Origin of the sequence: Sulfitobacter aquimarinus (assembly GCF_040149565.1) — a bacterium.
Taxonomy (GTDB): Bacteria; Pseudomonadota; Alphaproteobacteria; order Rhodobacterales; family Rhodobacteraceae; genus Sulfitobacter; species Sulfitobacter aquimarinus.
On sequence record NZ_JBEFLO010000003.1, the window covers coordinates 243,307 to 269,826 of the forward strand.

Genomic DNA, 26,520 nt, shown 5'->3' on the forward strand with positions numbered 1-26,520 from the left:
CGATCTTGGGGGGACTATCGGCGTTCTTCCTTACTGGTTGTTTACTGATTTGCGCCAATGCTGGGGAAAGTCCGATCAATTTAAGGAGTATTCCCGATGAACCCGATTCCCCCGCCGCAGGGCGTCCCTGCGCCGCTTGCTCCGCGTGACCGCGCCTTGATGGATGCAGCGCGAAGCCTTGAGGCAGCGTTCCTTTCCGAAATGCTGCAATCCGCGGGCCTTGGCAAAACCAGCGCGGAATTCGGCGGTGGCGCAGGAGAGGACCAGTTCAGCTCGTTCCTGGTCAGCGAGCAGGCCAAACACATCGTCAAAGGCGGCGGTATCGGACTGGCGCAATCGTTATTCGAAGCCCTAAAGGAGCAAAACCATGACGCATAATATTATTGATTTTACCGAACTCGACGCACTGCTGGAGCAAGAGCGCACCTGCCTTCTGGAAGGAGACCTTGAGGCGCTGGGCGCGCTGCTGCCGATCAAGGAACAGTTGATTGCCGACCTGCTGGAGCGGCATGAGCTGACCCGCGACATTCTTGCCCCTATCGAGGACAAGCTACAGCGCAACCAGTTGCTGCTGGATGGTGCGCTGGACGGGATAAAGGCAGTGGCCACGCGCCTTGCCGCGCTGCGACAGGTGCGCACGGTTCTGGATACCTATGACGCGCAGGGTCGGAAAAAACAGGTCGTCACACCGACGCCTCCAAAAATCGAAAAACGCGCCTAGGGGGCGGAAAACATTGGCCTATGCGGCGCAATCGGGTGCCGCGCAGGCCAGTTGAATAAAATGCATTAAACAGCATGTAGCCGCATTAATAATTTTGAAAGCCCGCAGAAGGCATGGTTGGCAGGCATCCCAAAACGGGGTGGCGCAGCAGGCCGCAGGGTCCACTGTACAGGTCAGAATGGCATTCCTGTCCCACCGTGACGTGGGCATAAACCGGCGTAAAGCGCCGACCAGTTAAAGGAACATGCTTCAATGTCGAGCATTCTTACAAACAACAGCGCAATGGTTGCATTGCAAACCCTCAAGTCCATCAACTCCAACCTGTCCGATACGCAAAGCGCCATCTCGACAGGTAAGGACGTTGCCTCGGCCAAGGACAACGCATCTGTCTGGGCGATCTCCAAAGTGATGGAATCTGACGTGTCGGGTCTTGATGCGGTCAAAGACAGCCTTGCCGTCGGCCAGTCCGCCGTTGGTGTGGCAAGCGCAGGCGCGGAACTGATCGTAGAAACGATCAAGGACATGCAGGCTCTGGCCATCTCTGCACAATCGGAATCTGCAAACTTTACGCAGATCGACGCGGAAATGACCGCCAAGAAAGAGCAGCTGGATTCGATCGTTGCCGGTTCCCAGTTTAACGGTGTGAACCTGTTGAACACGGATACGGACGGTACCGGTGCAACGGGTCTGACGGTTGTCGGCTCGATCAACCGTGTCGGTAGCGGTGCGGCAACAGCGACGCAAATCGATGTTGCCTCTGCTGATCTTGAGGCGACAGTGACCAACATTACCCTGACCGGTACAGCAAGCACTGCAGATGCTGCGACCACTTATGGTGAGTTGGAAACAATGCTGACAGCGGCGATCACGGGCGCTGCCAGCCTTGGTACAGCCGCAAAACGTCTGGATGACCAATCCAACTTTGTGTCCAAACTGTCGGACTCACTGGAATCCGGTATCGGCTCGCTCGTCGATACGGATATGGAAGAAGCCTCGGCCAAGCTTCAGGCGCTGCAGACACAGCAGCAGTTGGGTGTTCAGGCTCTGTCGATCGCCAACCAGGCACCGCAGACCATCCTGTCCCTCTTCCGCTAAGTCGCGGATTGGTAAACCAAGTTGGGGGCGCGTTCTGGCGCGCCTCCGGCCCAGCCTTTTATGAGTAGGGATAGCCGTGAACACCACAGAACTTGCGCAGCGGGGATATGCCCCGACGTCTGCACCATTAAGATCAGCCCGTCAGGTCGAATACGACGTTATCGCGCGAATTACCTCGCGAATGCGGGCCGCGATCCGCGCACGGGACTTTAACAAACTGATCCATGCGTTGCATGAAAACCGGACACTGTGGCGCAAGCTGGCGATGGATGTGGCACATCCCGACAATCTCCTCCCTGACGATCTGCGCGCGCGCCTGATTTATCTGGCCGAGTTCACAGAGCAGCATACCCAAAAGGCGATCCGCCGCGAGGTCACTGCCGTCCCGCTGGTTGAGATTAACACCGCGATTTTGCGCGGATTGAAATAGATTGGAATCCACAATGAGCGGTCTTGTCCTAAAACTGGGTCCCAAAGAGCGGGTGCTGATAAATGGCGCCGTGATCGAAAACGGCGATCGCCGCAGCCGTCTGGCCATTATGACACCGGACGCCAAGATTTTGCGCCTGCGCGACGCGATCCATCCCGAAGATGCCAAAACGCCTGTGCGCCGCGCCTTGTTTGCCGTGCAACTGGTTCTGTCGGGTGACAAAGACGCCGAAAGCGCACATTTGCCGCTTTTGCGTCAGGTTGAAGAGCTGAGTCAGGTTTTCACCGATGCAGATAGCCGCGACATGTTGGCCGAGGCCAGCAAAGCAGTGATCGAGAAACAGCATTACCGTACGCTCAAGGCGCTGCGGGCTTTGCTCCCACGTGAAGAGCGGCTGTTGGCCGTACGGCCAAGCTGATGTTTCAGCCGATCATTCCCATAAGCGGGCTGGGCGGTTGGCGGTTTCTGCAAGACACCTATGACAGCCAGTTCAAAGCGTTCACGCAAAGTGTTCAGCTGAACCGCGATACCGAGTATTTTCGCGAGAATATCGGCAACGTCGAAACCGCTGAAGAGTTGGTGAGTGACCGGCGTTTGCTGTCTGTCACGCTTGGGGCCTTTGGCCTGTCCGATGACATCAACAGCAAGTTCTTTATCCAGAAGATGTTGCAGGAGGGATCGGTTGCCGATGATGCCTTGGCCAACCGTTTCACGGATGGCCGCTATAAAGAAATGTCGCAAGCTTTCGGTTTTGGTCCGGGTGAGTTTTTGAAGGTTGGGCAGCCCGATTTTGTCGAAGCGATTATCACGCGGTACGAGACGTTGGAGTTCGAAGTCGCGGCAGGTGAGCAGAACGAGTCGATGCGCTTTGCGCTTTATGCCGAGCGTGAGATGGAATTGCTGGCCAATGAAGACATCTCGAACGATGCAAAATGGTTCACCCTGATGGGAGAGCCGCCCCTGCGGGAGCTGTTCGAGACTGCGCTGAACCTGCCATCTGCCTTTGGGCAGATCGACATTGATCAGCAGTTGGGCGTGTTCAAAGAGCGCGCAAGAAAAGAATTCGGCAGTGACGATCTGACGATATTCAGCGACCCCGAAGTGGTGCAGGAACTGGTCACGAAATACATCGTGCGCGACCAGATCAAGGACTTCAACAACAGCTTTTCCTCCAACTCAATCGCGCTGACACTGCTGCGCGGGTTTTAGGCCCAAGGGCCTAGGTCACGCTGATCCCCGCACGGCGCAATGTCAGTTCCAACTGGCTAAAGCTGCGCTGCGGGTCGTCTTCTTCATCTTTCGCCAGAAACGCTTCGACCTCGGGGTACAGCTGGATCGCCTTGTCGATTTCGGTATCGCTGCCGTGGGTATACAGGCCCGCACGGATCATCATGGCATTGGCGTCATACAAGCTCAGCATTTTGCGGGTATGCCCCAGCAATGCATTTTCGCGGTCCGTTGCGGCGGCTGGCAAACACCGCGAGACAGAGCGCAGCACATCCACCGCAGGAAAGCGACCTCGTTCAGCGATTGCGCGGTCGAGCACGATATGCCCGTCCAGCACGCCGCGCAGAATATCGGCCACAGGTTCATCCATGTCAGAGCCCGCGACAAGCACGCTGAGCAAAGCGGTAATGTCGCCCTGACTGCCCGCACCGGGCCCTGCGCGTTCGCACAGCGAGGTGATCAGGTGTGTGGTTGAGGGTGGATAGCCGCGCAGCACGGGCGCCTCGCCTGCAGCCACGGCGACTTCGCGGTGGGCTTCGGCAAAACGGGTGATCGAATCGGCCAGAAACAGGACGGATTTACCCGCGTCTCGGAAATGCTCGGCCACGGCCATGGCCGTCCATGCGCAGCGGCGGCGCAGCAAGGGCGATTGGTCAGAGGTGGCGGCGACAACGACTGCACGTGACAGCCCTTCCTCGCCCAGCACATCATCCACAAAATGGCGCAGCTCGCGGCCGCGTTCCCCGATCATGGCGATCACGACAACATCTGCGGTCATATGGCGGGCGAACTGGCCCAGCAGGCTGGATTTGCCCACGCCAGAGCCTGCAAACAGGCCCATTCGCTGTCCTTGAACCAGTGGAAGGATGGTGTTTGTCACGGCCAATCCGGTGCTGAGTCGCGGGCCAAAGGGGCGGCGATCTGCGGCATTGGGTGGCGGCGACAGCAAGCGCCGCGCATATGCGCCCCGCAACAAGGGTTCCCCGTCCAGCGGGTTGCCTGCGGGATCAATGATGCGGCCCAGCCAGTGATCGGATGGTGCTATCACCGCAGGTGCCAAAAGGGTCACGGCATCATTCAGGCTGACCCCTGTGGGAGGCGCTTCGGCCAGCATAACAAGGCTGTCGTGCAAGATCTGCACAACTTCGCCCCGCAGAGGCGTGCCGCGCTTGCGGTAGACCTGCAACCCGTCCCCTATCGAGGCCGTCGCGCCAAGCCCTGTAACATGCAGCGCCCCGCCGTCTGCGCGCACCACACGGCCCACGGGCCGCACGCTGCGTTGATCGGTGATATGGGCGACCAGCCCGTCGATAAGCGATGCATCTACCATGGGATTCCTTTGTCTGCTGCTCACTGTTTCTAAAGGAATCACCCTTAAGCCTTCATTGAAATCGCAGCGTGGAGAATCCCGATGTTTGAAAAACTAACAATCTTCCAGACCGCCTCGGCCATGGCTGGCCATGCGGCGCAGAGTCAGGCGCTGATTGCGCAGAACGTGGCCAACGCGGATACGCCCGGTTTCGTGGGTAAAAGAATGCCGCCCTTTGCCGCGCTCTATTCCCCCACCGAAAGTGCAGGCAGTCAACGGGCCACCCGTGAGGGGCATTTGCACGGCTCTACCGCTGCGGGCCAGATGTCGCCCGTGGATATGCCCGGCGGCGATAGTCCCAATGACAACACGATCTCGCTTGAGAATGAGTTGCTGAAGGCCGCCGAGGCCAAAAGCCACCATGAACGTGCTCTCGCCATCTATAAATCCGCGCTGGACGTGCTTCGCGTCGCGTCGCGCACCAAATAAGGAGGCATTCGATGACTGACTTTTCATCCGCCCGTTCCGTATCTGCCAGCGGCATGCAGGCGCAGGCCCAGCGGTTGCGCCACTTGTCCGAAAATATCTCGAACGCGGACACGCCCGGTTATCGCCGCAAGCTGGTCTCCTTCGAGACGGCGTTGGGGCAGGGCAGCCGCGTGTCGCGGGTTGAGGTCGGGCGGGTCAGTCTGGACCAAAGCGCTCTGTCGCAGGTCTACGACCCCGCGCATCCCATGGCGGATGAAACGGGGCAATATGCAGGCTCTAACGTGGATCTTTTGATCGAGCTTGCCGACGCCCGCGAGGCGCAGCGCAGCTATGAGGCGAACCTGAAGATGTTCGACCAAGCGCGCAAGATGTCCACCAGCCTGATGCAGCTTTTGCGTCGTTAAAGGCTGCACCAAAACTACATAGAAAAGGAGTTCCAGAATGGAATTGAAATCACTCTCCGCCATCCAGAATTACACATCCGCAAAACCCGCGACGACCCCCGTAGAGGGCGAGGAAGGCGCAGGCGCGGCCCTGCGCAATATCGCGGGCGATTTTGCCGCGACGCTGGCACGGTCCGAACAGGTTGCGCAATCAACGATGATGGGCGACGCCGATCCGCATGCCTTGGTGCAGGCGCTGGCGCAGACCGAACTGGCCGTTGAGACCGCGGTGAGCGTGCGCAACAAGGTCGTCGAGGCCTATCAGGAAATCTTGCGGATGCCCGTGTGATCGGGGGCTTTATCCAATGATGGACGAAATGGTGTTCTTTGACACCATGCGACAAGGGCTGTGGGTGGCGTTCATCATCTCGCTGCCGATCCTTGTCGCGGCTTTGGTGACGGGCGTTTCCATCGGGTTGGTGCAGGCGCTGACCTCGGTTCAGGAAATGACGCTGACCTTTGTGCCCAAGCTGGGGGCCATCGCCATCGTTTTCTGGATGTCCATGCACTTTATGACCAACACGCTGGTTGCGTTTTTTCACGACCAGATCATCCCGCTTATTATCGGAGGATAACCAATGGAAAGCACCGGCTATATCACGCTGAGCCGCCAATCAGGCCTGCAACGCGAAATGCAGGTGGTGGCGAATAACATCGCCAATGCCAGCACCACGGGCTACCGCGCCGAAGGTGTCATCTTTTCCGAGTATGTGCGGGCGGCGGACAACGGCCCCTCTTTGTCGATGGGGCAGGGCAACATCGGCAAAACCTCGTTCGAGCAAGGGGGCCTGACCAAGACGGGCGGCACCTATGACTTCGCAATCGAGGGGGACGGGTATTTCGTTGTGCAAACCCCGCAGGGCGACAGGCTGACCCGTGCGGGTGCGTTTTCGCCCAGTGCGAACGGAGAGTTGGTGACGCCTGATGGCTTCCCTGTGCTGGATGCGGGCCGTGCGCCTTTGTTTGTACCAGCGGGGGCGGGCACGCTTGCCGTGTCATCCGACGGCACGCTGAGCATTGATGGCGCGCCTTTGGGGCAGATCGCCATTGTCCGCCCGCTAGAGCCGTTGGCCATGGTCCGCGAGGACGGCGTGATGTTTCGCGCAGACGCGGGCGACGAGCCGACAGAGGACGCCCGCGTTCTGCAAGGCTTTGTCGAATCTTCCAACGTGAACCCCCTGCTGGAGTTGAGCCGCATGATCGAGGTGCAGCGCGCCTATGAAATGGGCCAGAGCTTTTTGAAAACCGAGGACGAGCGCGTGCGCGCCGCCGTCAAAACCCTGACCCAATCGCAATAAAAGGAGAGAGCATATGCGTGCCCTTAAAATTGCCGCCACCGGAATGAGTGCCCAACAGATGCGGGTGGAAACGATTTCCAACAACCTCGCGAATATGAGCACGACAGGCTACAACGCCCGCCGCGCCGAATTTGCGGATCTGCATTATCAACAGATGGCGCGGGCGGGATCCGTCAACGCTTCGGACGGGACTGTATTGCCAACGGGGGTGCAGCTTGGCCTCGGGGTGCGCCCCGCCGCTGTTAGCCTGCATCTGGAACAAGGGTCGCTGTCGGCAACGCGTGGCGATCTGGACGTGGCGATCGAAGGTTTGGGGTATCTCGAGGTGACGTTGCCCAGCGGGCAGACCGCCTATACCCGCGACGGCGGATTGAAGCGTACGGGTGAGGGGCTGATCGTGACCTCCGAAGGGTTCCCTGTGGGGCCTGAAATCACTATTCCTGCCGATGCGCGCAGCATCTCGATCAACGCCGACGGCGAGGTGTACGCCTATTTCGACGAGGCCGCGGCGGGGCAGTTGTTGGGCCAGTTCACGTTGACGGGATTCACCAACTCCAAAGGGTTGGAGGCCATCGGCAGCAACATGTTCCTTGAGACTGAAGCGTCAGGCCCTGCGCTCGTTTCCTCCCCCGGGCAGAACGGGCTGGGCACGCTGCGGCAAGGGTACCTCGAGGACAGCTCGGTCGATGCGGTGCGCGAGATTACCGAGCTGATCGAGGCGCAGCGCGGATACGAAATGAACGCAAAAGTCATCTCTGCTGTTGATCAGATGATGAGTGCAACGACGCAGGTGCGCTAATGAGAGCGCTTGGAATCGTCTCTGCCGCCGTGATCGCTTTTCCGGTGTTTGCCGACACGGTGGTGCCTGCCCGCACCATCCGGCCGCACCAGATCATCACCGAAATGGATGTGACCTATGCCGCAGGCGATCTGCTGAGCGGGTTTGGTCAGCTGTCCGATGTGATCGGCCAAGAAGCGCGGGTCGCGCTATATGCCGGGCGGCCCATTCTGGTAGGCGATATTGGTCCGCCCGCGGTGATTACCCGCAACCAGATCGTCGGCCTGCGCTATGCCGCTGGCGGCATCATGATCAGCACGGAAGGCCGTGCACTGGAGCGTGGTGCCATCGGTGATCGTATCCGCGTGATGAACCTTGGGTCGCGGGCCACGCTGTTTGGTCAAATTCTGGAAGACGGTACTGTGAAGGTGAGAAACTGATGCATATGACATGGAAACTGGCGGCGCTTGTGCTGGTCGCTGCCTGCGGGCGTACCGATCACATCGGAAAACCGCCCAGCTTTACCCCCGCGCAAGAAGCCCCCGAAGCCCGCGCCATGACAGAGCCGGGCCTGCCCGACGTCGTCGTGGACCTGAGGCCCGTTGACGCTGCATCGCTGTGGTCGCCTTCGCGGGCGTCATTGTTGGGCGATAGGCGTGCCGTGGTGCGCGGTGACATCCTGACCGTGGTCATCGAGATCGACGAACGTGCAGAGATTTCAAACTCTTCCGACCGCAGCAGATCAGGATCCGAAAATCTGAGCGTGCCGGGCCTGTTCGGCCTGCCGCAACGGTTGGATACGAAACTGCCCGAGGGGGCCTCCTCGGATGAGTTGGTGGGCCTGACCTCGCAAAGCAGCTCGTCCGGTGATGGCTCGGTCAAGCGGAACGAAAAGCTGGAGCTGCGAATCGCGGCAACGGTGCTGGATGTGCTGCCCAACGGGGTTTTGTCGATCTCGGGCAGTCAGGAGCTGCGCGTGAATTTCGAGCTGCGCGAGTTGTTGGTCACCGGCTTTGTGCGCCCCGAAGACGTCTCGCGCCAGAACGAGATTACCTATGACAAAATCGCCTCGGCGCGGGTGTCTTATGGCGGACGCGGGCAAATCACCGATGTGCAGCAGCCGCGTATTGGGCAGCAGGTGCTTGACGCTGTCTTGCCATTTTAATCAGGAACATTTGTGATGAAAAAACTACTCCCCCTCATATTGCTGATTATCGGTGCAGGTGCTGGCGTGGGGGCAGGTGTATTCCTGCGCCCCGAACCTGTGGCGGAAGTGGCGGACGCAAATGCAGAAGAAGGTGTCGAAGAGGCCGCCAAGGAGGAGAAGGAGCATAAAAAAGACGACCATGCGGAAGAAGGCGAGGTGACAAAAGAGGAGCTGACCCACGAGTTTGTAAAGCTCAATAACCAGTTCGTCGTCCCGATTGTCGTGAATGAAAAAGTCGCCGCTTTGGTCGTGCTTGCGCTCAGCCTTGAGGTGCCAGCGGGGGAAACCGACAACGTCTACCTGCGCGAGCCAAAGCTGCGCGACAGTTTTTTGCAGGTGCTGTTTGACCACGCGAATATGGGCGGGTTCGAGGGCAACTTTACCAACGCCAAGGTGCTGGACCAGCTTCGCGCCGCCCTGGTTGAGGTGGCGCAAAGGGATCTGGGCAAAGACATGGCGAAAGACGTGCTCATCATCGAAATCGCCCGACAGGATTACTGATCACTCCTGAACAGCATTGAGGAAATGGCGCGGTCCAATTGGACCTGCGCCTTTTTTTCTGCTGTTTCTTTGCGCAAGCGGTCGTGCAACTCATCTGTGACAACAACTTTGCCATATGCGGCTCTAACTTGGGCGATATGGCGTTCTTTTATCGCCAGAACCTGCGCAAGCTGCATGTTGATCGCACGTTTGTTTCTGCCGATCCACGCCTGCCAGACGACATCGGCACCAATAGCTTTTTGCGGCGTGTCTGTGCTGCTTTGGCTTTCCGCCATATAGCTGTCCAATTGCGCAAGCGAGGCACGCAGGTTGTTCTCTTGTATGAGCAAGCGACCAAAGCTTTCTTGCTCGCGCCGGTATTTTATCTCGGTCAGTTGCTTCATCGCGGTCAGGTCATCAAGCTTGCTCATGGGCGGGCCTTTGCACGTTGGCGCATGTCTTCGGCAAAGCGGATAGCAGCGGCGACGGGGGCGTAATCCTCGTGGCGGATTTGTTCGCCCAGCTCGACTGCGGCGTGTAGCGCACGCGCGGTGGGGGGGTCGGAATGTATCGGCACGCCAGCCTCGGCCCCGATCCGGCGGATCGTGGCGGCAATTTCATCCACACCTTTTGCGACACATACGGGCGCTTCGCCGGGTTGTCTGCTCCATTTCAGGGCGACGGCATAGTGGGTCGGGTTGACGATGATCACATCAGCGGTAGGGACTTCTTTCATCATCTGGTTTTGCGAGGCTTCAAAGGCGCGTTGGCGGCGTTCTTGTTTCAGATGCGGGTCGCCTTCGCTTTGCTTTGTTTCATCGGTGATGTCCTTGCGCGACATCATGTTTTTGCGGATATGCGATGCATGTTGCCACAAGGCGTCGACGCCGCCGATGATGCCCGAGACGATGACTACGACACCCAGAAATGATATGCACACTTTGGCAAGCAACGCGATGACGGTATTGGGGTCGGTTTGCAAAACGCCCACCATGTCCGGCAGCCAGACGTAAATGAACAACGCAAGGCAGGCGGAGAAGATCAACAACTTCGTAAAGCTCTTTAAAAATTCGAAAATCCCGTCGCGTCCGAATTTGTTTTTAGCGTTCGAGATGACGGAGATCCGGCTCAGCTTTGGTTCCAGTTTACTGGGGGCGAATACCCATGCTTGTTGGGCGAACATGGCAAGGATCACGCCGATTGCGGGGAAGACAAAGATGGGCGCAAGCGACCAGCTGACCGCCTGTATTAATCCACCAGACGGGCCTGATGCCCGCCCGTCAAAAAACATAGGCAGCAGCGCATCGGGCTGGTCAAGCAGGGTCATCAAGGCGGATCCGAAATTCCCTATAGCACCCGCACCTGCGCTGAAGAACGCAACCAGAAGGCCCAGATAGGCGGACGCGGTCAGCAAATCGTTCGATTTGGCGACATCACCCTTCTTGCGCGCCTCCAGCAGCTTTTGCGGGGTGGGGTCAAAACTCTTGTCGGCGTCGTCGTCTTGACCGCTCATGGTACGGGGTCCAGCGGGTTGACGATAAAACTGTAAAGCGCGTCAATCCAAGTCGAGATAAGCAGGGGCGCGGAAAGGCACAGCAGGAACAGCCCGCCCGCCGTGATAACGGGCGCGCCGACAAAGGCGACCATCAGCTGCGGCATGGCCTTGTTAATCACACCCAGCGCGACGTTATACAGCACCGACAAAACCACAAAAGGCGCGGCCAGCGTGAAGGCGAGCGAAAAGGCGCGCCTGATCTGGTCGACGCCCCATTGCGACACATCCGATCCATTGGGTAGCCGCCCCATCGGCAGCATTTCGTAGGACAGAATCAACATCTCGGCCACTCTGACATGCATGCCTGTCATTACGGCCAGCGCCAGACCGCCCATGACCAGAATATGGCCCATCGCGGGCACCGGTTCGGCCATGGCCCCCCCGAGAACTTGAGCAAGCGATGTGGATTGCGCGGCGATCGAGCCGGCGGTTTGCAACGCCAGAATGAAAAGTCGGATGCCGATACCCAGCAAAAGCCCCGCGGCAATTTCGGTCAGGGAAAACCAAAGCACGTTTTCGAACGACATGGGCAGAACGGGCGTGGCCACGGCGGGCGCAATGATCAGGGTAAAGGCCAACGCAACCCCCAGCTTGACCCGCGCTGGCACCGACTGTTCGCCAAAGGCGGGCAGCAGGCTGACCAAGGCGCTGACCCGCAGAAAGACGGCGAAGGCTTGCCACAGCAGCGCATCGGTAAGGTTCATCAACTCGGCCAGCGCTTGCATTATGCGGGCACCACCCCCACCAACGAGGGCCGCGCATCCAGCCCGATTTCCTCGAATGAGAGCACAGGAGAGCTGATGCCCTTGGCCCGAATGACCGTATGCAGGAAACGCCGGCGGCGGGTGTTGGTGACCAGCGCGGGGTAAATGCCGTTTTGGTTCGCGTCGTTGAGCTTTTCCGACACGCCATCGGCAAGCTGATTAAACAGGTCGGGGGGCAGGGCAATGTCCAGCCCGCGATCTGCTTCGATCTGGTAGGTGTTGAACGTGTCCTCCCATTCGGGGGCCAGTTGCACCAGCGGCAGCGTACCGTCATCGCGCCTGATCTCGGCCACCAGTTGAAACCCAAGACGCTGGCGGACCAGCTCACAAATCGCTTCCGGTTGGGCGTTTTGCCCGCGTGCCTCGGCGATGGACTCAAGGATAAGCGGCAGGTTTCTTATCGACACTTGTTCCGCCAACAACAGCCGCAGGACCGAGTGCAGCACATCAATCGGCACTTTGTCGGGGATCAATTCATCCAGCAACTTGCGGTTTGCTTCGGCGCGGGCGGGTGACGAGATATTGACCATCTCGTCCAGAAGGCGGCGCAGGGATTTCAGGGTCAGCAAGCGTGGGAAGTTGCGTTTCACGACTTCAAGCAGGTGAGTCGCAAGGACCTCGGCGGGGGTGACCATGGTGATGCCTGTCAGGGCTGCGGCCTCTTCATCCCCTGCATCGATCCAGCGGGCGGGTGCGCCGTAAACAGGCTCAACCGTGTCGACCCCTGCAGGCAGTGTCTCGGGGTCATCGGGGGCCAGCGCCAGTACTTGATGCGGGTGCAGGGTTGCGCGTGCTTGTTCTACCCCTTGCAGGCGCAGAAGGTAGGTGCCCGTTGGCAGGCTGGGATTATCGGTCAGGCGAATCTCGGGCAGGATGACGCCAAAGACAGAGGCCACATGCGTGCGCATATTCACAATCCGCGCATCCAGCCCCGTACCCGCGTCCAGTACCATGTTGACCAGATCGGCGGCGAATTCGACGTGGATATCGTCCAGTTCCAACACATCGCCCAATGGCTTGTCCTGCGGCATGACCTCGGGTTCGGCCTCCAGCGTTTCAAGGGGGGTATTTTTGGCCTTGGCGTACATGCGATACGATAAATATCCCAACCCGAGCGCGCCGATGATGAAGGGCACGAAGGGCATCCCGGGGACCAGCGCAAACAGCGCCATCAGGGTGGCGACAGTGGCAAGGGCGGCAGGGTGTTTACCGAGCTGGTCAAACACTGCCATATCGGTTGAGCCTTTGGCACCGCCGCGCGCCAGCAGCAAGGCGGATGCGATGGAGATGATGACCGCAGGGATTTGCGAGACAAGCCCGTCCCCCACAGTCAAAATCGCGTAGGTTTCAAAGGCTGCACCGATGGGCATCCCGTGAATCAACGTCCCCATGATCAGGCCCGCTACAAGGTTCAGCAGGGTGATCAGAAGACCGGCAATGGCATCGCCTTTGACAAACTTTGACGCCCCATCGAGCGAGCCGAAGAACGTCGTCTCTTGTTGCTCTTGGGCGCGGCGGTCTTTGGCTTCCTCGTGGCTGATGGCGCCCGCAGACATATCACTGTCGATGGCCATCTGTTTGCCCGGCATCCCGTCCAGCGCAAAGCGCGCACCGACTTCGGCCATACGGGTGGCACCTTTGTTGATGACCATGAAGTTCACGATCAACAGGACCAAGAATACCACAAGGCCCAGAAAGACAGAGCCGCCCATGACAAACATGGCAAAGCCCTGAATCACATCGCCCGCGGCATCCGTGCCGGTATGCCCTTCGCCGATAATCAGCTTGGTCGAGGAGACATTAAGCGACAGCCGCAGCATGAGCGAGGCCAGCAGGATGGTCGGGAAAGCCGAGAAATCAAGTGGCCGTTCAATGAACAGCGTCACAGTAAAGATCAGGATAGCCAGCGCAAATGAAAGCGCCAGACCAGTATCCAACACCCACGACGGCATGGGTAGAATCATCATGACGATGATCGCCATCAAGGCAACGGCCAACAGAACGGTCGGCTGAAAGAGCGCGCGAATGTTCATGGGCGCCTTATACCCCCGATTTGGGGGCGTTGGTTGCGCCCGTTGCCCTATTAAAAGGGGTTTTACGGCCGTGACATATCATCTGCATTCTGCACCTCATTCTGCCGCGTTCTGCGGTCTGGCTAAGGTTAGGCAAATGGCGTTTATTTTCTGTGACTAAAGCCGTTGCAATATTTAGAAATCCGCCGAAACCTGGACATCGGGATCGGCCAACAACTGCTCCAGGGTGGAGCGTGCGGCAGCGCTTTCTTCAAGCGCCAGATCAGCGCGGCCCAGCTGCCCGATAAGCGGGTCATCAGGCGGTGCGGGTGCTTGCAAAAGCGAGGCGGCAGCGCCGAAGCCAGAGGCGTCTTGTGGCGTCAATTCCTGCCAGTCGTCCGACAGCCATGCGGCCTGTTTCGCAGCTTTTGCCGAATCGCTTTCGGAAAACAGCTCAAACGCCTCGCGGTATTCGCCCGCCATCTCTTTTGCCTGTGCTAGCAACAGCGTCGCTTGCGGCGTCTCGATACCGATCAAGGCGGCTTGGGCTTGAAAGGGTTGGCGCAGTTGCAGGGCGGCGCGTGCCGCGAGAATTTGACGTGCCTCGACACGGGGCCTGTCAGGGATCGTGCCGATCATGTCTTGAACCTGCGCGCCAAAGCCCAGATCCATCAGGCGTGTTGCCATCAACAGTTTTGTGTTCTGTGGCAGATGGGCAATTGCGTCTGCTTCTTGTGCGAAAAGATGCTCGAGAAAGGTGAGGTCATCAGCCTTCTTCCCCAAATGTTCCAACACAGTTTTGCGCAATTCCGCGCTGGCGTCGGGCGACAAAGATGGTTCCAAATCAGCCAGTGATCTGAACGCCTCGTCAAAATGTTGTGCCTGGCTCAGCGCGGCCACCTGGGTTCGGCGCAACGCGCTGCCCATTTCGGTGCCGCGCAGCTCTTGTGCGTAGGCTTCGATCAATGTGGCGGTTTCATAGGACAGCGGTTCGTCCTTGGCCAAGGTGGCGTTGACCAGTTTGACCAAAGCCTCAGGCGATTGCTGGGTATTGGTGTCGACGACCTCTTGCAGCAATTCTGCAGCGGGTTCGCCTGCGTCGATTGCAATGTCGGCCTGCGCCATGACAGCCTGCGGCGTGGGCGGGTCAGGCAGGCGTTCGATGCTGCGCATCGCGGTCGCTGCCGATTGCGCATCGCCATAGTCCAGCAAACGTGCGCTGAGCAGCGGTGCCGCGATTTGGCGCAGGTGCTTTGGCAATTTGTTCACGGCGCGCAAGGTGGCATTTGTGTCGATCAATGTGCCGGGCGGAATCTCCCGCAGGCTGATCGTGGACCAAAGCGCGGCATCCGACGGGCAGTCGGTGAAATCGGCAAGGGGATTTGAGCGGCCCGCAGTGCCGTGTTCGAATATATGGGCAAGGGTCACCAGTTCCGAATGGCGATCCAACACGTCGTCATCAAGATGCAGAACACCCAGCGCTTCAGCTCCAAATCCGAAATAGAGATAGAGCCTTGCTAGTTTTTCGATGGCTTCAGGGTCAAGCTTGTCCAGCGCGTTTACCAAGGCATCCCGTGCTGGTCCGATTTGTGCGGAAAAACCCGTATCGTCGCCCCAATCCGCCAAGGAAAGCAGGCTGTTGTCAGGGCAGGCAAGCCCCGATGTCCCGGCATCCTGTCCAAGACGCGCCAAGCCTTCGGGGAAGTCCATGCTGCTGGTGATCCGAACGTTCAAGGAAGAAGACCTGATCACATCTGGCAGGTCCTTCGGCTCTAACGCTGGAAGATCAGCGTTTGTGTCGGTGATGTCAGGGACCGAGGCCGGTTGCGTTTGATTGCTTTCCAGCAGCCCTGCGCTGGCGGCATTGGCCACCTGCCGCACAAGATTTTCCTGAATCTCGGTCAACAGCTCGGCGGTGTCGGGCACGGCAGTGGGTTCAGGCTCGGACGGAGCTGCAACGGCGGCCCGTTGAGACATATCAATGAAAGGCGATTCGCGGCCAATCCACGGAACGGCAGGCGTGGATTTTGCGCTTTGGGTTGGCTTTGGGCGCGGTGCGGTAGTCGGCGCCACAGGGCGGATTTGGCCTGCGCCGCCAGTGATCGCGGGGCCTGCCAACCGTGTGCCGTTATCCGCGATATCAACCACCAAGAGCGGACCGTTTACAAAGGCGGTCGCGTCACATTCACAGACAACCTTTAGCGTCAGCGTGTCACTGCTTGTTTCAATCGCCCCGACCCGCGACTTTTTCATGCGTAAAAATACGTCTGTCAGGTCGAAGCCGCGCGAAAAACCAGGCAGCGTAATGTCGATACCCGCAGCCGTGCGCGTGGCGCGCCATTGCTGCCCTTGCGGCAGCGGCAGTGTCAGCCTGCTGAAGGTCGGGTGGTCACCGGACCGAACAGCAAGCTGTTGCGCCTGCGCTGTTCCCGCCGTCAGTGCCAGCACGATAGAAATAGCCCAGATGTTCCTCATGCGGCGATCTGCTTGAGCGATTTGAGCGCTTCTTCAAGCTCGCTATAACTGGGGCGGCAATGGGATGGCGTGTTCTGCCGACCTACTTCGATGCAGATGTTTGTTGCGTGGTTATGCAGGTTCGCCACAAGAACTTCGCGAATCAGACGGTAAAAATGCGCCTCATCCTTGGTCACTTCGCCCACCTTTGTGGCAAAGGGTCCGACAAAGCCGTAGGCCAGAAACACGCCCAAAAACGTCCCCACAAGGGCGCCGCCGATCAGCTTGCCCAATACCTCGGGCGGCTGGTCGATCGAGGCCATGGTTTTGATTACGCCCAACACCGCAGCAACGATGCCCAGCGCGGGCAAGCCATCCGCGATCACCTGCAACGCATGGCTGGAGTGCATGGCGTGTTCGTGGTTCGCATCCATCCGCTTGTCCAGAACTTCTTCGACCTGATTGGGGTCGTCATAGTTCATCGAGGCGGAGCGCATCGTGTCACAGATCAACGCGACAGCCTCCTTGTCTTTGAGGATTTTCGGGTAGCGTGAGAATATCTCGGACTCTTCCGGCCCCTCGATATGCTCTTCAACAGAGACGGGATTCTGACGGGCAAGGCGAATCAGCTCGAACAGCAGGCACAGCAGATCCTGATAGTCCTGATGCTTCCACTTGGGGCCTTTGAACACTTTGCCCACGTCTTTGAGCGTGTGTTTGACCGCGGGGCCATCGTTGCTAATGAAAAACGCGCCCAAAGCCGCGCCACAGATCATCATCATCTCGAATGGAAGTGCCTTGATGATGATCCCGAACTTGCCACCAGCAAGCAGGTAGCCGCCGAAGACCATGACGAAAATAGTGATGATGCCAATGATGCCGAACATATCAGTCCCCAATTACCTCTTTAGTGCAGTCTCTCATGCGGGGGTTAATGAAGCCTCTGCGCTCGCTCATGTTTTTGGAACGGTCGCATTGCGGCCTGCCAGAATGACGCTGATGGAATAGGCGACCTGCGGTGTCAGACCCGCCATGATGTCTGCGGCTGCATCAGGACGCATCCGGCCCAGAAAACCAGCGGCAAAGTTGGGCTCCATCTCCTCGAACAGGATCGCGGCCTCTTTCGGTTTCATATTCTCGTAGACAGTCGTCAGGCGCAGGATGTCTTTTTCAGACGCCTCATCGGCCAGTGACAGCGTGGCGCGCAGCGCGCTTTCCGTTTCGGTAAGCGATTCGAGCCGTTTCTGGATTTCTGCATCCGCTACAGCGAGCGCACGCATCCGCATTTCCAATTGCTTTTCCCGTTTGGCGACTTGTGCCTCGCGTTCTGTCAGAGCGCTGATCAGGCTCGAGATTTCGTCGCGGTTGGAGGGTGCGATCATGGATGCAGGCGCGGCCTGTTGGGTCATATCGTCTTTGTCCATGGCTGCGGTGTGTGCGGGCTGCTGGCTGTCTTCGGCCAGCACGCTGCCGGCACTGGTGACCAACCGGATGCTCGCGGACCCCAAAAGCAAAGCCGCGATGATGACAACAGAGCCGCGCCCCGATGGCGCTACGATGCCGCGTAGTGATGGCAGTTTCATGCCGCATCTCCTGTCGTGTCAGTTTGCGCACGGCGGGCGAACATTGGCGCCGAAGGGGCCGCAGGTGTCGCCGGCGGGGGTGGCGCGGGTTGTGGTGCGGCGGGCGCCTCGGCCACCGGGGCCGCATCGGGCTGTGCCGGAATATCGTGTAGCGACGCCATCTGAAGCTCCAGCCGCCGCGACATATCCTCGGCGCGGCCCGTCAGATTGGTGAGTGTTTCCGCCGATTTGGTCGCGGTTTGCTGCGCGGCGGTCAATGTCTTGCTCAGGTCATCGACCTGCGCCGACAGGACGGCAACAGCGCCGCCTACACCTTTTTCAAGGTCATTGAACCGGTTGAGTCTGCGCCCCAGAACAAAGCAATAGACCCCCGCGCCAATAGCGCCTGCGGCCAACAGAATATCTGCAATAAAATCCATAATGTGCTCCCTTCAAGTGAGGACAAATTCCATGATCAGAAAGTCATTGACCCGATCTTTTCCAGTGACGACCTGTACGCGGCGCAGCATTTGCGCCCGCAACCGTGTTAGTGCTGCGTGATCTTCCAGATCCGCCAATTCGAGGGCGCGCAAATAGCTGTTCAGCACGTCCACTACGCGGGGCAACAGCTTGGTCACGTCCTCGGCGTGGCTTTTGGGCACTTCAAGCTGCGCACGAAACCGCAACAGCCGCTGGTTGGGCTGCGCCTTGACGGAAATAATCATCGGGTCGACTTCGACAAAGGCGATGTCGGCAAATGGATCGATCGTCTCTTCGTGCTCTTCCTCGGCTTCTGCCGTGTGATCACCGCCAAGAATCATACCCGACCATGTGGCGTAAAACCCGCCCCCGCCCCCGGCAAGAGCCAGTACAAGGCCAATGATCATAGGCATTTTCGACTTTTTGGGCGGATCGCCCTCTGGGTCTGTTTCTTCTTCGGACATGGGTGCTCCATCCTTTTCACTGACAACCGATATAGACGCGATTGCACTAACGGGTTGTTAAGCCAGATGGGTCATTTCTGTTTTCCAGAGCCGGGCAGAACGTCCGGTGTGACGGAGGCGATTGTGCAGCAGTACCTGAATGTCTGGATGAAGCTTGGGATCAAGCGTCAACTAATTGTAATCGCAGCGACAGGCGCGATGTTTTTTGCGATTCTCGCCATGGCGCGGATGACCACAGCGCCCAGCATGACCCTGCTGTATGCGGGGCTGGAAAGTGGTGCGGCGGGCGATGTCGTGCGTTCGCTGGAGCAACGCGGCGTGGCGTTTGACGTGCGCGGCGGGTCCATCTTTGTAGACAGCAAGCAGCGCGACCAATTGCGCCTGACCCTTGCCAGCGAAGGCCTGCCCGCCAACGGAAATCGCGGGTACGAACTGCTGGATCAGCTTACGGGATTCGGCACCACCAGCCAGATGTTTGATGCCGCCTACTGGCGCGCCAAAGAAGGAGAGCTGGCCCGCACGATTGTTGCGAATCCCGCGATTGCCATGGCGCGGGTGCATATCGCCAGCACCGGCTCTAACCCGTTTCAACGCGGCGTGACGCCAAAGGCGTCGGTCTCGCTCACTGCGAATGGCGGCACGATTTCACCGGCGCAGGGCAAAGCCGTCAGGTTTCTTGTTGCTTCCGCTGTGGCGGGGCTGGCACCCGAAGATGTCGCGGTGATTGATGCCAATGGCGCCTTGATCGGTGCGACCGAAGAATCAGCGCCCTCTGTCGGGGGGGATGACAAAGCCAAAGTGCTGCGCGAGCGTGTGCAACGCCTGCTGGAGGCCCGTGTTGGTTTCGGCAATGCCGTGGTCGAGGTCAGCGTCGATACCGTGACCGAAAGCGAAGCGATTCGCGAACGCAGCTTTGATCCCGAAGGGCGTGTGGCGATCAGCAGCGATACCGAAGAACGTACAAACACCGCCGAGGGGACAGGTGGCGGTGACGTGACCGTGGCCAGCAACCTACCTGACCAAGAAGGGGAGGGCGGCGGCGATTCGTCCTCGTCCCAGAACAGCGAAACGCGCGAGCGTATCAACTATGAAGTCTCGGAAACCGAACGTGAAATTATCCGCGCACCGGGTGCCGTAAAGCGGTTGTCGGTTGCTGTCTTGGTGAATGAGGCAGTCACCATCAACGACGCGGGCGAGCAGGTCTCAGCCCCCCGTGACCCCGCCGAGATGGAGGCCCTGCGTGAGCTTGTCTCTTCTGCCGTTGGTTTCAACGCGGATCGGGGGGACATCATCACGCTGAAGTCTATGGCGCTGCAATCGGTGTCACCATCTGGCACCGCGGCGAGCGTCTCTCTCATGGATCAATTTGATCTCGATCTGCTGTCGGCGCTTCAGATGATGGTGCTGGCAATTGTGACCCTGATCCTTGGTTTGTTTGTTATCCGTCCGGTTTTGACCCGCCCGGCTGATGAGGTGCCTGCCTTGCCGCCTGCACCTGCTGATGTACCGGCTGGTCCTGCCGCAGGTGCGCTGACCGGAGAGCTCAGCGATGGCGGGGGCGATCTGCCTGCCATGATGGGCACGGGCGACATGGGGGGCGGTGTCGATCTTGCGGACTTTAGTGCGGGTGGCATGGCCATGGCTGACGGATTCGGCATGGGCGGGGATGATCCTGTTGACCGGCTTCGCAATATGATCGGCGAACGCCAGGATGAGACAGTCGAAATCCTACGCGGCTGGCTTGAGGATAAGGGGGAGAAAGTATGACCTCTATCGCGCACAGATATGCAGACTTCAGTCCCTTTGGCGCGGGTGGCGAACCGGCAGAGCCGGTTCCCGTCGACCGCGTAGAGGACCAAAAGCTTCAGGCCTTTGAGGAAGGGTATCAGGCTGGTTGGACCGATGCGGAAAAGAATCACGCATCCGAACAAAAGAACATGGGCGAGGAGATGCTGCACACGTTGCGCGATCTGTCCTTTACCTATGAAGAGGCGTTGTCGCGTTTGAACCGTGGTCTGAAACCTCTGTTCGGTAGCCTGATGGATTCGTTGCTGCCGCAAACCGCCAGCGCCGCCTTGCGCGCCCATGTGATTGAACAATTGGTCGAATTGGCAGCGACACAAACCAACGCTGAAATCCAGCTCAAGGTGTCCGAGGCCAACGAGCCGATGTTCGAGGATCTGCTGGAAGAGGCAGACCTGAAACTACCCGTTGTGCTGACGTCTGACCCGACGCTCAGCCCCAATCAGTTGTTTGTCTCTCTCGAGATGGTCGAGCGGGAGATCAATCTGGATGCTGTCTGCCTCGAGATAAAGACCGCAATGGCAGCTTTTAATTTCCACAGCCAAACGGAGCGTCCCGATGCCTGATCAAACCACCCTTGCAACCGACACGTCCAACCCGTTCACCTCCGTTCCGATCGAGGTCACCGTTTGCGTGGGCAAAGCCCGCCCGCTGGTGCGTGATCTGGTGATGTTGGGTGAAAACGCCGTGCTCACGCTGGACCGCCGTGTTGATGATCCTGTTGAGCTTTATGTCGGGGAAAAGCTGATTGCACGCGGCACGTTGGAGGAGGCCGAAGGCGATGCCAGTGGCCAGCTGTTGGTGCGTCTGACCGAAGTGGTCGACATGCAGCAGGGTCTTTGATGCAGCGCTACCTGTGGTTCTTGCTTCTTGCTGCTGTGGCCTTGTTTGTGCCGCAGACAGCGGTTGCGCAGGATGTGACATTCTCGCTGGGGGATGACGGGTCGATCTCGGCGCGCACGATCCAGCTGTTCGCGCTGATCACCGTGCTGAGCCTCGCACCCGGGCTGGCGATTATGGTCACCTGTTTCCCGTTTCTGGTGACGGTGTTGTCGATCCTGCGGCAGGCCATCGGGTTGCAGCAATCACCGCCCAACATGCTGATAGTCAGCCTTGCGCTGTTTCTCACCTACTTCATTATGGAGCCGGTCTTTACCGCGGCGTGGACCAATGGGTTGGGGCCGCTGTCACGCGAAGAGATCGGGATAGAGGCCGCGTTTACCCTCACCCTAGAGCCGTTTCGCGGGTTTATGGCGGCGCGGTTGGACCCCGACACGTTCTTTGCCCTGGCAGAGCTGCGCCCCGAAACCATCGCGGCAACTCCGACCGCAGATGCACCCCTGTCGGTGCTGGTTCCCAGCTTTATGCTGTCCGAGATTTCACGCGCCTTCCAGATCGGTTTTTTGATCTATCTGCCGTTCCTCATCATTGATCTGGTCGTTGCGGCAATCCTGATGTCTATGGGCATGATGATGGTTCCGCCTGCTGTGGTCTCGATGCCGTTCAAACTGGCCTTCTTTGTGGTCGCGGATGGCTGGGCGTTGATTGCTGGCAGCCTTGTGCGTAGCTATTTTTAGACAGATCAGTCTCTAACAAAGGCTTAATGCGCCCTATTCAGTTAGGGGGCGTTAAGGTTTTGCCCACGTCCAATACCTATGTCTGATGCTTGATGTCAGGGGTGGCATTGATAATGGAGTGGGTGAATGGGCCAGCAGATCAGGCTTGCAGTCAATGAAATTCGTGAAGGCATGGCGATTCCTTTCCGCCTGCTGTCGCGCTATGCTGATCTGCTGATCGCACCCTTCCTGTTCGAGGTGACGTTGCTGGTTGCCTATTTGGTGGCCCGCATCGCAAGCATGTGTGTTCCCCTTGCGCTGGGCGGCTTGGCCCGCAAGGCTGGGCCGCAATTGGCAGTTCTATTTCAGATGCCAAAGCAGGCGCCGTTTCAAGCGGCCGCAGCGCGGGTCAACCTTGGGTATCTTATGGTTTGCGGCGCGGTTTCACTGCTGGTGCTGGGGTGCGCGCCGTTCATTGCCGGTGCGCTGGGCGGGTTGAACCATGCCTTCGACGAGATCGTAATATGGCTGGTCGTCGGGCAGGCAGCGCCGGTGCTGTTTGGCGCGACCGCGTTATTGATGCATGCGGTTGATCGGGGCGCGTTCTATGTTGTGTTGCAGGGGATGACAGCGACGATGTTCATAGGCGGCGTCGTCGTTCTGGACAACACAAACGCTGTCGTCGTGGCGCAAACGCTGGCGGCGGCCCAGCTTACGCAGGCCGCCCTTTGTGCGTTGTTGTTGACCCAATGCGGCGTTTGGCCTGGACTGACCGCGCTGTTTCACAAAGAGATCAAGCTGTTCTAGCGGACGATAAACTCTGCATGCAGCGCGCCGGCGGCTTTGATGCTTTTGAGGATGTCGATCATGTCACGCGGTGAGACACCCAGCGCATTAAGCCCTGCGATGACTTCGGAGAGTGACGCACCTGACGGGATCTCGGCAAGGCCGATGCCGGGCTCTTCCTCAATCGCGGCGCGGGTGCGGGGGACCACAACGGTCTCCCCCGGCGCAAAGGGATTGGGCTGCGCGACCAGCGGCTCTTCCTGAATGCGCAAGGTCAGGTTGCCTTGGCTAACGGCCACACGGGAAATGCGCACATCTTCGCCCATCACGATGGTGCCAGAGCGTTGATCGACGACAACCCGCGCTTTGCGCTCCGGCTCTACCTCGATGTTTTCGATTCTCCCCAAGGCATGCGCGACCGAGCGCATGCGCGTTGCAGGCACATCCAGAATAACCGTGCCACTGTCCAGCATCACTGCAACGCTGCGGCCAAAGTCGCGGTTGATCGCCTGTTCGATCCGCCCCGCCGTTGTGAAATCGGCCTCCCGCAGGGCCAGCCGCAAATCACTGAGCGAGCTGAGCTGGAACGCGATTTCCTGTTCGACCCGCGCCCCTGAGGGGATAGTGCCGGATGTTGGTACGCCTTGGGTGACTTGGCCCCCGTCGCCACCAGCGGTCGCACCGCCTGCGATGATCGTGCCTTGGGCCACTGCGTAAATCTCGCCGTCAGCGGCGTTCATGGGGGTCATGATCAACGTCCCGCCCAGGAGGCTTTTGGCGTCCCCAATGGCCGAGACAGTCACGTCTATCTGGCCGCCTGCCCGCGCAAAGGGCGGCAGGGTCGCCGTGACCAGAACGGCCGCCACGTTTTTCGGGCGAAACTGTTCGCCCGTCACGTTGACGCCAAGGCGTTCCAGAATATTGGTCATAATGTCTTCGGTGAAGGGCGCGTTGCGCAGCCCGTCGCCAGAGCCGTCCAACCCCACAACAAGGCCATAGCCCACCAGATCATTCCCGCGCACACCGTCGAAATCCACCAGATCCTTGATCCGGACGGGGGTGGCATCCGCAGGGGCGGCCAGTGCCAGCAGCAGGCCCAAACAGGCCAAAAGGCGTGCCAGCACCCTCACAGGTAATTCACAAGCGACAGCGATTGCATGCGGGATGTGATGGCATAGAGGCTTTGCAATTGAAATTGGACTTGCTCCAGTTCTGTGGCGGCTTTGTAGGGGTCGACAGACAGCAGATCACTGCGTGCGATCTCCAGCGATGCTCGCTCCGCCCCTTGGCGGACAGTTGTGGTTTCCAGCTTGGCCTCAAGAAAGCCCGTTTCGGTCTGCAAACCGATCAGCGCCTCGGTGCTGCTGAGGACGTCATCCGAGGTTTTTTGCAGCAGTTCGGATTGCTGGGCTTCGGTCAGGGCCAAGGCGGGGTCGGTGGTCAATGCAGCCACTGCCATATTGCGCAAGACATCGCGCAAGGCCGGTTCATCCGCACGCAGGGTAAAGGCGGCGCTGTCCTCGTCCGATAAGGCTACGGGTGCCATCGACGTGTCAGAGCCAAGGTAGCCGGTTGTGCCGAATCCCGCAGGATCGGCAAACCACGCATCCGCGGCAGCCAACATATCATCAACGGTGCCAGCGCCCGTCATGGCGGCCCGCAATCCGGCAAGCAGATCGTCGGAGGATGCAATGGGCGCTGTATCCGTGGCAACACCCGAAAACAGACGCCGCCCCGCGACATCTGTGTTCAGCGCGCCGATAACGTCATCCAGCGACGTCTGCGCCTGATTTACAGCAGCGTCGGTTGTTTCACCAAGCGCGCTGTTCGTGGTGCCCAGCATGGTGCTGCTGAAGCCGATGTTCAGGTCACTGATAAACGACAGGGCCGTCTGCGCACTGGTGGCAAACTGACGGGTTTCCAATGTCGCAAGCTCGTAGCCGTCCAGCTTGGTCAGGCTCCGCTCAAGATCGCTGATGTAGGATGAGTTGTTGCCAACCGCATCGCGCACGTTCTCTGTCTGCCCCGAGGCCAGCTCGACCGTGAGGCGCTGAATGTCGGCCTTGAGTGACGCATTGCGCGATTGCATCGAATAGGACCGTGACAGATCGCTTAGGGAACCAAAATTCATAACTACAACCTCGTGATTGTTTCGATCATTTCGTCGGCGGCCTGAATGACGCGGGCATTCGCGGCATAGGCTTGTTCAAGTATCAGCAGGTTTTGCAGTTCTTGATCGGTGTCGACACCGTCGGCCAGTTGTTGCTGGGTCAGTTCCGCAAGGCGGGTCGAGGTGAACGACAAATCCTGCTCCACCGCGCTGCGGGTCGAGGCAAGCGAGCCGTTGAAAGACGTAATCAACCCAGCCAGCGTTTGTGCGCCCGTTCCAAAGTTGCCGGAGGACGGCACGCGCCCGACCTCAAGCGCGTCGCGCAGATCGCCCAGAAGCGTGGCGTCGCCCGCAGGGCCGATCACCACCGCGCCCAACCCGTCGCGCAGGCGTGTTACTTCACCACCTGCATCGGGATCGACCGCTGCGTTTAGCACAAGGCGGCGGCTGAGCCCAACTTCGTTCAGCGGATCGAAGGCCGCGCCGCTATCGGTGAACAATCCCGGATCGCCGGGGGCGCGGGTCGTGTCCAGCGCGGGATCGTCAAACCGCTCCACCAGATCGCGGGCCAAGGCGTCAAGCTGGCTTTGCGCCTCGACGCCATAGGTGTCACGCACATCGAATTGCGCCCCGAGGCTGCCGCCGCCCAAAGCACTGGTGCGGATGTCCTGACCGTTCAGGGTGAGGCCCGACAAGGTGCCCGCATCAAAGGTTTGAAATTCGGTCACAACATTCTGACGGGTAAATCCGATTTCAGCGGCGGTGCTATCAAGCAAGATCGCGCCCCCTTCGCTGTAGATCGCAATGGCCCCGTTTTCACGCGGTACGACATTGATCGGAACAATCGCCCCGATATCGTCCAGAACTGCCTGCCGCTGATCCATCAATCCGTTGCTGCTCCCGTTGCGGGAGAGTGAGGCGGCGATTTCGGTGTTCATTTTTTCAAGCTGCTGCAACGCGACATTCAGGCTTTCGACATCCCGCGAGATTTGCGTATCAGCGGTGGTGCGCATGGCTTGCACCTGTTCTGACGCATAGCTGAGCCCTTCGGCCAGGCGGCCTGCATCATTCACCGCATTCGAGAGCCGTTCGACTGAATCGGGCCTACTGCCTGCGGTAATCAGGCTTTGCTCGAACGCGGCAAGACGGCCACCGATGCCTTGCGCATCCCCTGCAAGGCCGATCGTGTCCTCAAGACTTATGAAGAAATCCATCGCCACTTGGGTGTTTTGCTGTGCGGAATTTGCCATCCGGCGGTCCGCCACGATGCCCTCGTTCATCTGACGGGTGATCCCGTCGATCCGCACGCCACCCGTCCCGCCATAGCTTAGCGCTGAAAGGCTGAGGCTTCGGCGGCCATAGGTTTCGGTCAGCGCGTTCGAGATGTTGTTCGAGACAAGTTCGGAACCGCGGGCGGCGGCGCGTAGCCCCGACAGGGCGGCGTTCATAGCTCCGGAAATGGACATGGTGTTCCCCTTGGGTCAATGCGAGAGGGAG

General features: G+C 59.1%; 33 protein-coding genes. 20 read left to right on the forward strand and 13 right to left on the reverse strand.

Annotation, left to right across the window (positions count from 1 at the left end; translation table 11 throughout):
- Window positions 1–96: 96 nt before the first annotated feature.
- The 6 genes from ABMC88_RS08180 (at window position 97) to ABMC88_RS08205 (ending at window position 3,455) form a co-directional block, all read left to right on the forward strand.
- Entirely contained in the window at window positions 97–378 is a 282-nt protein-coding gene (locus ABMC88_RS08180; protein ID WP_349576372.1) for a rod-binding protein, read from the forward strand.
- Window positions 368–721: a flagellar biosynthesis protein FlgN gene (locus ABMC88_RS08185; RefSeq protein ID WP_349576373.1), complete on the forward strand. Its 354-nt coding sequence runs from the start codon at window positions 368–370 to the stop codon at window positions 719–721. Before ABMC88_RS08180 ends, ABMC88_RS08185 begins: the two co-directional genes overlap by 11 nt.
- A gap of 252 nt (window positions 722–973) precedes the next feature.
- The gene (locus ABMC88_RS08190; protein ID WP_349576374.1) at window positions 974–1,816 is read left to right on the forward strand and encodes a flagellin N-terminal helical domain-containing protein; all 843 of its coding nucleotides are present in this window, start codon (window positions 974–976) and stop codon (window positions 1,814–1,816) included.
- Between the two features lie 76 nt (window positions 1,817–1,892).
- Window positions 1,893–2,246 carry a flagellar biosynthesis regulator FlaF gene (gene flaF / locus ABMC88_RS08195; protein ID WP_349576375.1) on the forward strand — a complete coding sequence of 118 codons (354 nt, stop codon included), beginning with the start codon at window positions 1,893–1,895 and terminating at the stop codon, window positions 2,244–2,246.
- A gap of 13 nt (window positions 2,247–2,259) precedes the next feature.
- A complete protein-coding gene (flbT, locus tag ABMC88_RS08200) occupies window positions 2,260–2,664 on the forward strand; it encodes a flagellar biosynthesis repressor FlbT (protein ID WP_349576376.1) in 405 nt (134 codons plus the stop codon).
- Complete coding sequence (locus tag ABMC88_RS08205; protein WP_349576377.1) at window positions 2,664–3,455, forward strand: DUF1217 domain-containing protein; 792 nt, start codon at window positions 2,664–2,666, stop codon at window positions 3,453–3,455. Before flbT ends, ABMC88_RS08205 begins: the two co-directional genes overlap by 1 nt.
- Before the next feature lie 10 nt (window positions 3,456–3,465).
- On the opposite strand, the gene ABMC88_RS08210 is transcribed toward ABMC88_RS08205, so the two are convergent.
- Complete coding sequence (locus ABMC88_RS08210; RefSeq protein ID WP_349576378.1) at window positions 3,466–4,803, reverse strand: FliI/YscN family ATPase; 1,338 nt, start codon at window positions 4,801–4,803, stop codon at window positions 3,466–3,468.
- Window positions 4,804–4,884: 81 nt separating this feature from the next.
- Between ABMC88_RS08210 and ABMC88_RS08215 the strand changes: the two genes are divergently transcribed.
- The 9 genes from ABMC88_RS08215 to ABMC88_RS08255 are packed head-to-tail and all read left to right on the forward strand — an operon-like array spanning window position 4,885 to window position 9,498.
- Window positions 4,885–5,271 carry a FlgB family protein gene (locus tag ABMC88_RS08215; RefSeq protein WP_349576379.1) on the forward strand — a complete coding sequence of 129 codons (387 nt, stop codon included), beginning with the start codon at window positions 4,885–4,887 and terminating at the stop codon, window positions 5,269–5,271.
- 11 nt (window positions 5,272–5,282) lie between these two features.
- Complete coding sequence (gene flgC, locus ABMC88_RS08220) at window positions 5,283–5,675, forward strand: flagellar basal body rod protein FlgC (protein ID WP_349576381.1); 393 nt, start codon at window positions 5,283–5,285, stop codon at window positions 5,673–5,675.
- A gap of 37 nt (window positions 5,676–5,712) precedes the next feature.
- A complete protein-coding gene (gene fliE, locus ABMC88_RS08225) occupies window positions 5,713–6,003 on the forward strand; it encodes a flagellar hook-basal body complex protein FliE (RefSeq protein WP_349576382.1) in 291 nt (96 codons plus the stop codon).
- 16 nt (window positions 6,004–6,019) lie between these two features.
- Complete coding sequence (locus ABMC88_RS08230) at window positions 6,020–6,289, forward strand: flagellar biosynthetic protein FliQ (RefSeq protein ID WP_349576383.1); 270 nt, start codon at window positions 6,020–6,022, stop codon at window positions 6,287–6,289.
- Between the two features lie 3 nt (window positions 6,290–6,292).
- Window positions 6,293–7,012: a flagellar hook-basal body complex protein gene (locus ABMC88_RS08235; protein ID WP_349576384.1), complete on the forward strand. Its 720-nt coding sequence runs from the start codon at window positions 6,293–6,295 to the stop codon at window positions 7,010–7,012.
- A 13-nt stretch (window positions 7,013–7,025) separates the two neighbouring features.
- Window positions 7,026–7,811, forward strand: coding sequence for a flagellar basal-body rod protein FlgG (gene flgG, locus ABMC88_RS08240; RefSeq protein ID WP_349576385.1), 786 nt, complete (start codon window positions 7,026–7,028; stop codon window positions 7,809–7,811).
- Window positions 7,811–8,230 carry a flagellar basal body P-ring formation chaperone FlgA gene (gene flgA / locus ABMC88_RS08245; RefSeq protein ID WP_349576386.1) on the forward strand — a complete coding sequence of 140 codons (420 nt, stop codon included), beginning with the start codon at window positions 7,811–7,813 and terminating at the stop codon, window positions 8,228–8,230. The genes flgG and flgA overlap by 1 nt, the downstream gene beginning before the upstream one ends.
- Window positions 8,230–8,955, forward strand: a complete 726-nt coding sequence (flgH, locus tag ABMC88_RS08250) for a flagellar basal body L-ring protein FlgH (protein ID WP_349576387.1) — start codon at window positions 8,230–8,232, stop codon at window positions 8,953–8,955. The genes flgA and flgH overlap by 1 nt, the downstream gene beginning before the upstream one ends.
- 15 nt (window positions 8,956–8,970) lie before the next feature.
- Window positions 8,971–9,498, forward strand: a complete 528-nt coding sequence (locus tag ABMC88_RS08255; protein WP_349576389.1) for a flagellar basal body-associated protein FliL — start codon at window positions 8,971–8,973, stop codon at window positions 9,496–9,498.
- Here ABMC88_RS08255 and ABMC88_RS08260 read toward each other — a convergent pair.
- The 9 genes from ABMC88_RS08260 to ABMC88_RS08300 all read right to left on the reverse strand — a co-directional run bounded on the left by ABMC88_RS08260 (window position 9,492) and on the right by ABMC88_RS08300 (window position 18,768).
- The gene (locus ABMC88_RS08260; protein WP_349576390.1) at window positions 9,492–9,908 is read right to left on the reverse strand and encodes a hypothetical protein; all 417 of its coding nucleotides are present in this window, start codon (window positions 9,906–9,908) and stop codon (window positions 9,492–9,494) included. The genes ABMC88_RS08255 and ABMC88_RS08260 overlap by 7 nt on opposite strands.
- The gene (gene flhB, locus ABMC88_RS08265; protein WP_349576391.1) at window positions 9,905–10,990 is read right to left on the reverse strand and encodes a flagellar type III secretion system protein FlhB; all 1,086 of its coding nucleotides are present in this window, start codon (window positions 10,988–10,990) and stop codon (window positions 9,905–9,907) included. Before flhB ends, ABMC88_RS08260 begins: the two co-directional genes overlap by 4 nt.
- Window positions 10,987–11,757, reverse strand: a complete 771-nt coding sequence (locus ABMC88_RS08270) for a flagellar biosynthetic protein FliR (protein WP_349576392.1) — start codon at window positions 11,755–11,757, stop codon at window positions 10,987–10,989. Before ABMC88_RS08270 ends, flhB begins: the two co-directional genes overlap by 4 nt.
- Complete coding sequence (flhA, locus tag ABMC88_RS08275) at window positions 11,757–13,829, reverse strand: flagellar biosynthesis protein FlhA (protein ID WP_349576393.1); 2,073 nt, start codon at window positions 13,827–13,829, stop codon at window positions 11,757–11,759. Before flhA ends, ABMC88_RS08270 begins: the two co-directional genes overlap by 1 nt.
- Before the next feature lie 174 nt (window positions 13,830–14,003).
- A complete protein-coding gene (locus ABMC88_RS08280) occupies window positions 14,004–16,283 on the reverse strand; it encodes a hypothetical protein (protein WP_349576394.1) in 2,280 nt (759 codons plus the stop codon).
- On the reverse strand, window positions 16,280–17,149 hold the full coding sequence (gene motA, locus ABMC88_RS08285) for a flagellar motor stator protein MotA (protein WP_349576395.1): 870 nt from the start codon (window positions 17,147–17,149) through the stop codon (window positions 16,280–16,282). The genes ABMC88_RS08280 and motA overlap by 4 nt, the downstream gene beginning before the upstream one ends.
- 66 nt (window positions 17,150–17,215) lie before the next feature.
- Window positions 17,216–17,845, reverse strand: a complete 630-nt coding sequence (locus tag ABMC88_RS08290) for a MotE family protein (RefSeq protein WP_349576396.1) — start codon at window positions 17,843–17,845, stop codon at window positions 17,216–17,218.
- Window positions 17,842–18,264 (reverse strand): hypothetical protein, encoded by a 423-nt coding sequence (locus tag ABMC88_RS08295; protein ID WP_349576397.1) that lies wholly within the window; start codon window positions 18,262–18,264, stop codon window positions 17,842–17,844. Before ABMC88_RS08295 ends, ABMC88_RS08290 begins: the two co-directional genes overlap by 4 nt.
- Before the next feature lie 12 nt (window positions 18,265–18,276).
- Window positions 18,277–18,768 (reverse strand): flagellar basal body-associated FliL family protein, encoded by a 492-nt coding sequence (locus ABMC88_RS08300; RefSeq protein WP_349576398.1) that lies wholly within the window; start codon window positions 18,766–18,768, stop codon window positions 18,277–18,279.
- A 123-nt stretch (window positions 18,769–18,891) separates the two neighbouring features.
- Between ABMC88_RS08300 and fliF the strand changes: the two genes are divergently transcribed.
- The 5 genes from fliF (at window position 18,892) to ABMC88_RS08325 (ending at window position 22,934) form a co-directional block, all read left to right on the forward strand.
- Entirely contained in the window at window positions 18,892–20,535 is a 1,644-nt protein-coding gene (gene fliF / locus ABMC88_RS08305; protein ID WP_439655591.1) for a flagellar basal-body MS-ring/collar protein FliF, read from the forward strand.
- Complete coding sequence (locus ABMC88_RS08310) at window positions 20,532–21,137, forward strand: FliH/SctL family protein (RefSeq protein ID WP_349576400.1); 606 nt, start codon at window positions 20,532–20,534, stop codon at window positions 21,135–21,137. Before fliF ends, ABMC88_RS08310 begins: the two co-directional genes overlap by 4 nt.
- Window positions 21,130–21,414: a FliM/FliN family flagellar motor switch protein gene (locus tag ABMC88_RS08315; RefSeq protein WP_349576401.1), complete on the forward strand. Its 285-nt coding sequence runs from the start codon at window positions 21,130–21,132 to the stop codon at window positions 21,412–21,414. Before ABMC88_RS08310 ends, ABMC88_RS08315 begins: the two co-directional genes overlap by 8 nt.
- A complete protein-coding gene (fliP, locus tag ABMC88_RS08320) occupies window positions 21,414–22,148 on the forward strand; it encodes a flagellar type III secretion system pore protein FliP (RefSeq protein ID WP_349576402.1) in 735 nt (244 codons plus the stop codon). Before ABMC88_RS08315 ends, fliP begins: the two co-directional genes overlap by 1 nt.
- Window positions 22,149–22,274: 126 nt before the next feature.
- Window positions 22,275–22,934: a hypothetical protein gene (locus tag ABMC88_RS08325; protein ID WP_349576403.1), complete on the forward strand. Its 660-nt coding sequence runs from the start codon at window positions 22,275–22,277 to the stop codon at window positions 22,932–22,934.
- On the opposite strand, the gene ABMC88_RS08330 is transcribed toward ABMC88_RS08325, so the two are convergent.
- Genes ABMC88_RS08330 through flgK form a run of 3 tightly spaced genes read right to left on the reverse strand, consistent with a single transcriptional unit; the run spans window position 22,931 to window position 26,489 of the window.
- Entirely contained in the window at window positions 22,931–24,037 is a 1,107-nt protein-coding gene (locus ABMC88_RS08330; protein ID WP_439655589.1) for a flagellar basal body P-ring protein FlgI, read from the reverse strand. The genes ABMC88_RS08325 and ABMC88_RS08330 overlap by 4 nt on opposite strands.
- Window positions 24,038–24,039: 2 nt before the next feature.
- Window positions 24,040–25,044: a flagellin gene (locus ABMC88_RS08335; RefSeq protein ID WP_349576404.1), complete on the reverse strand. Its 1,005-nt coding sequence runs from the start codon at window positions 25,042–25,044 to the stop codon at window positions 24,040–24,042.
- 2 nt (window positions 25,045–25,046) lie between these two features.
- Window positions 25,047–26,489 carry a flagellar hook-associated protein FlgK gene (gene flgK, locus ABMC88_RS08340; protein ID WP_349576405.1) on the reverse strand — a complete coding sequence of 481 codons (1,443 nt, stop codon included), beginning with the start codon at window positions 26,487–26,489 and terminating at the stop codon, window positions 25,047–25,049.
- Window positions 26,490–26,520 lie beyond the last annotated feature (31 nt).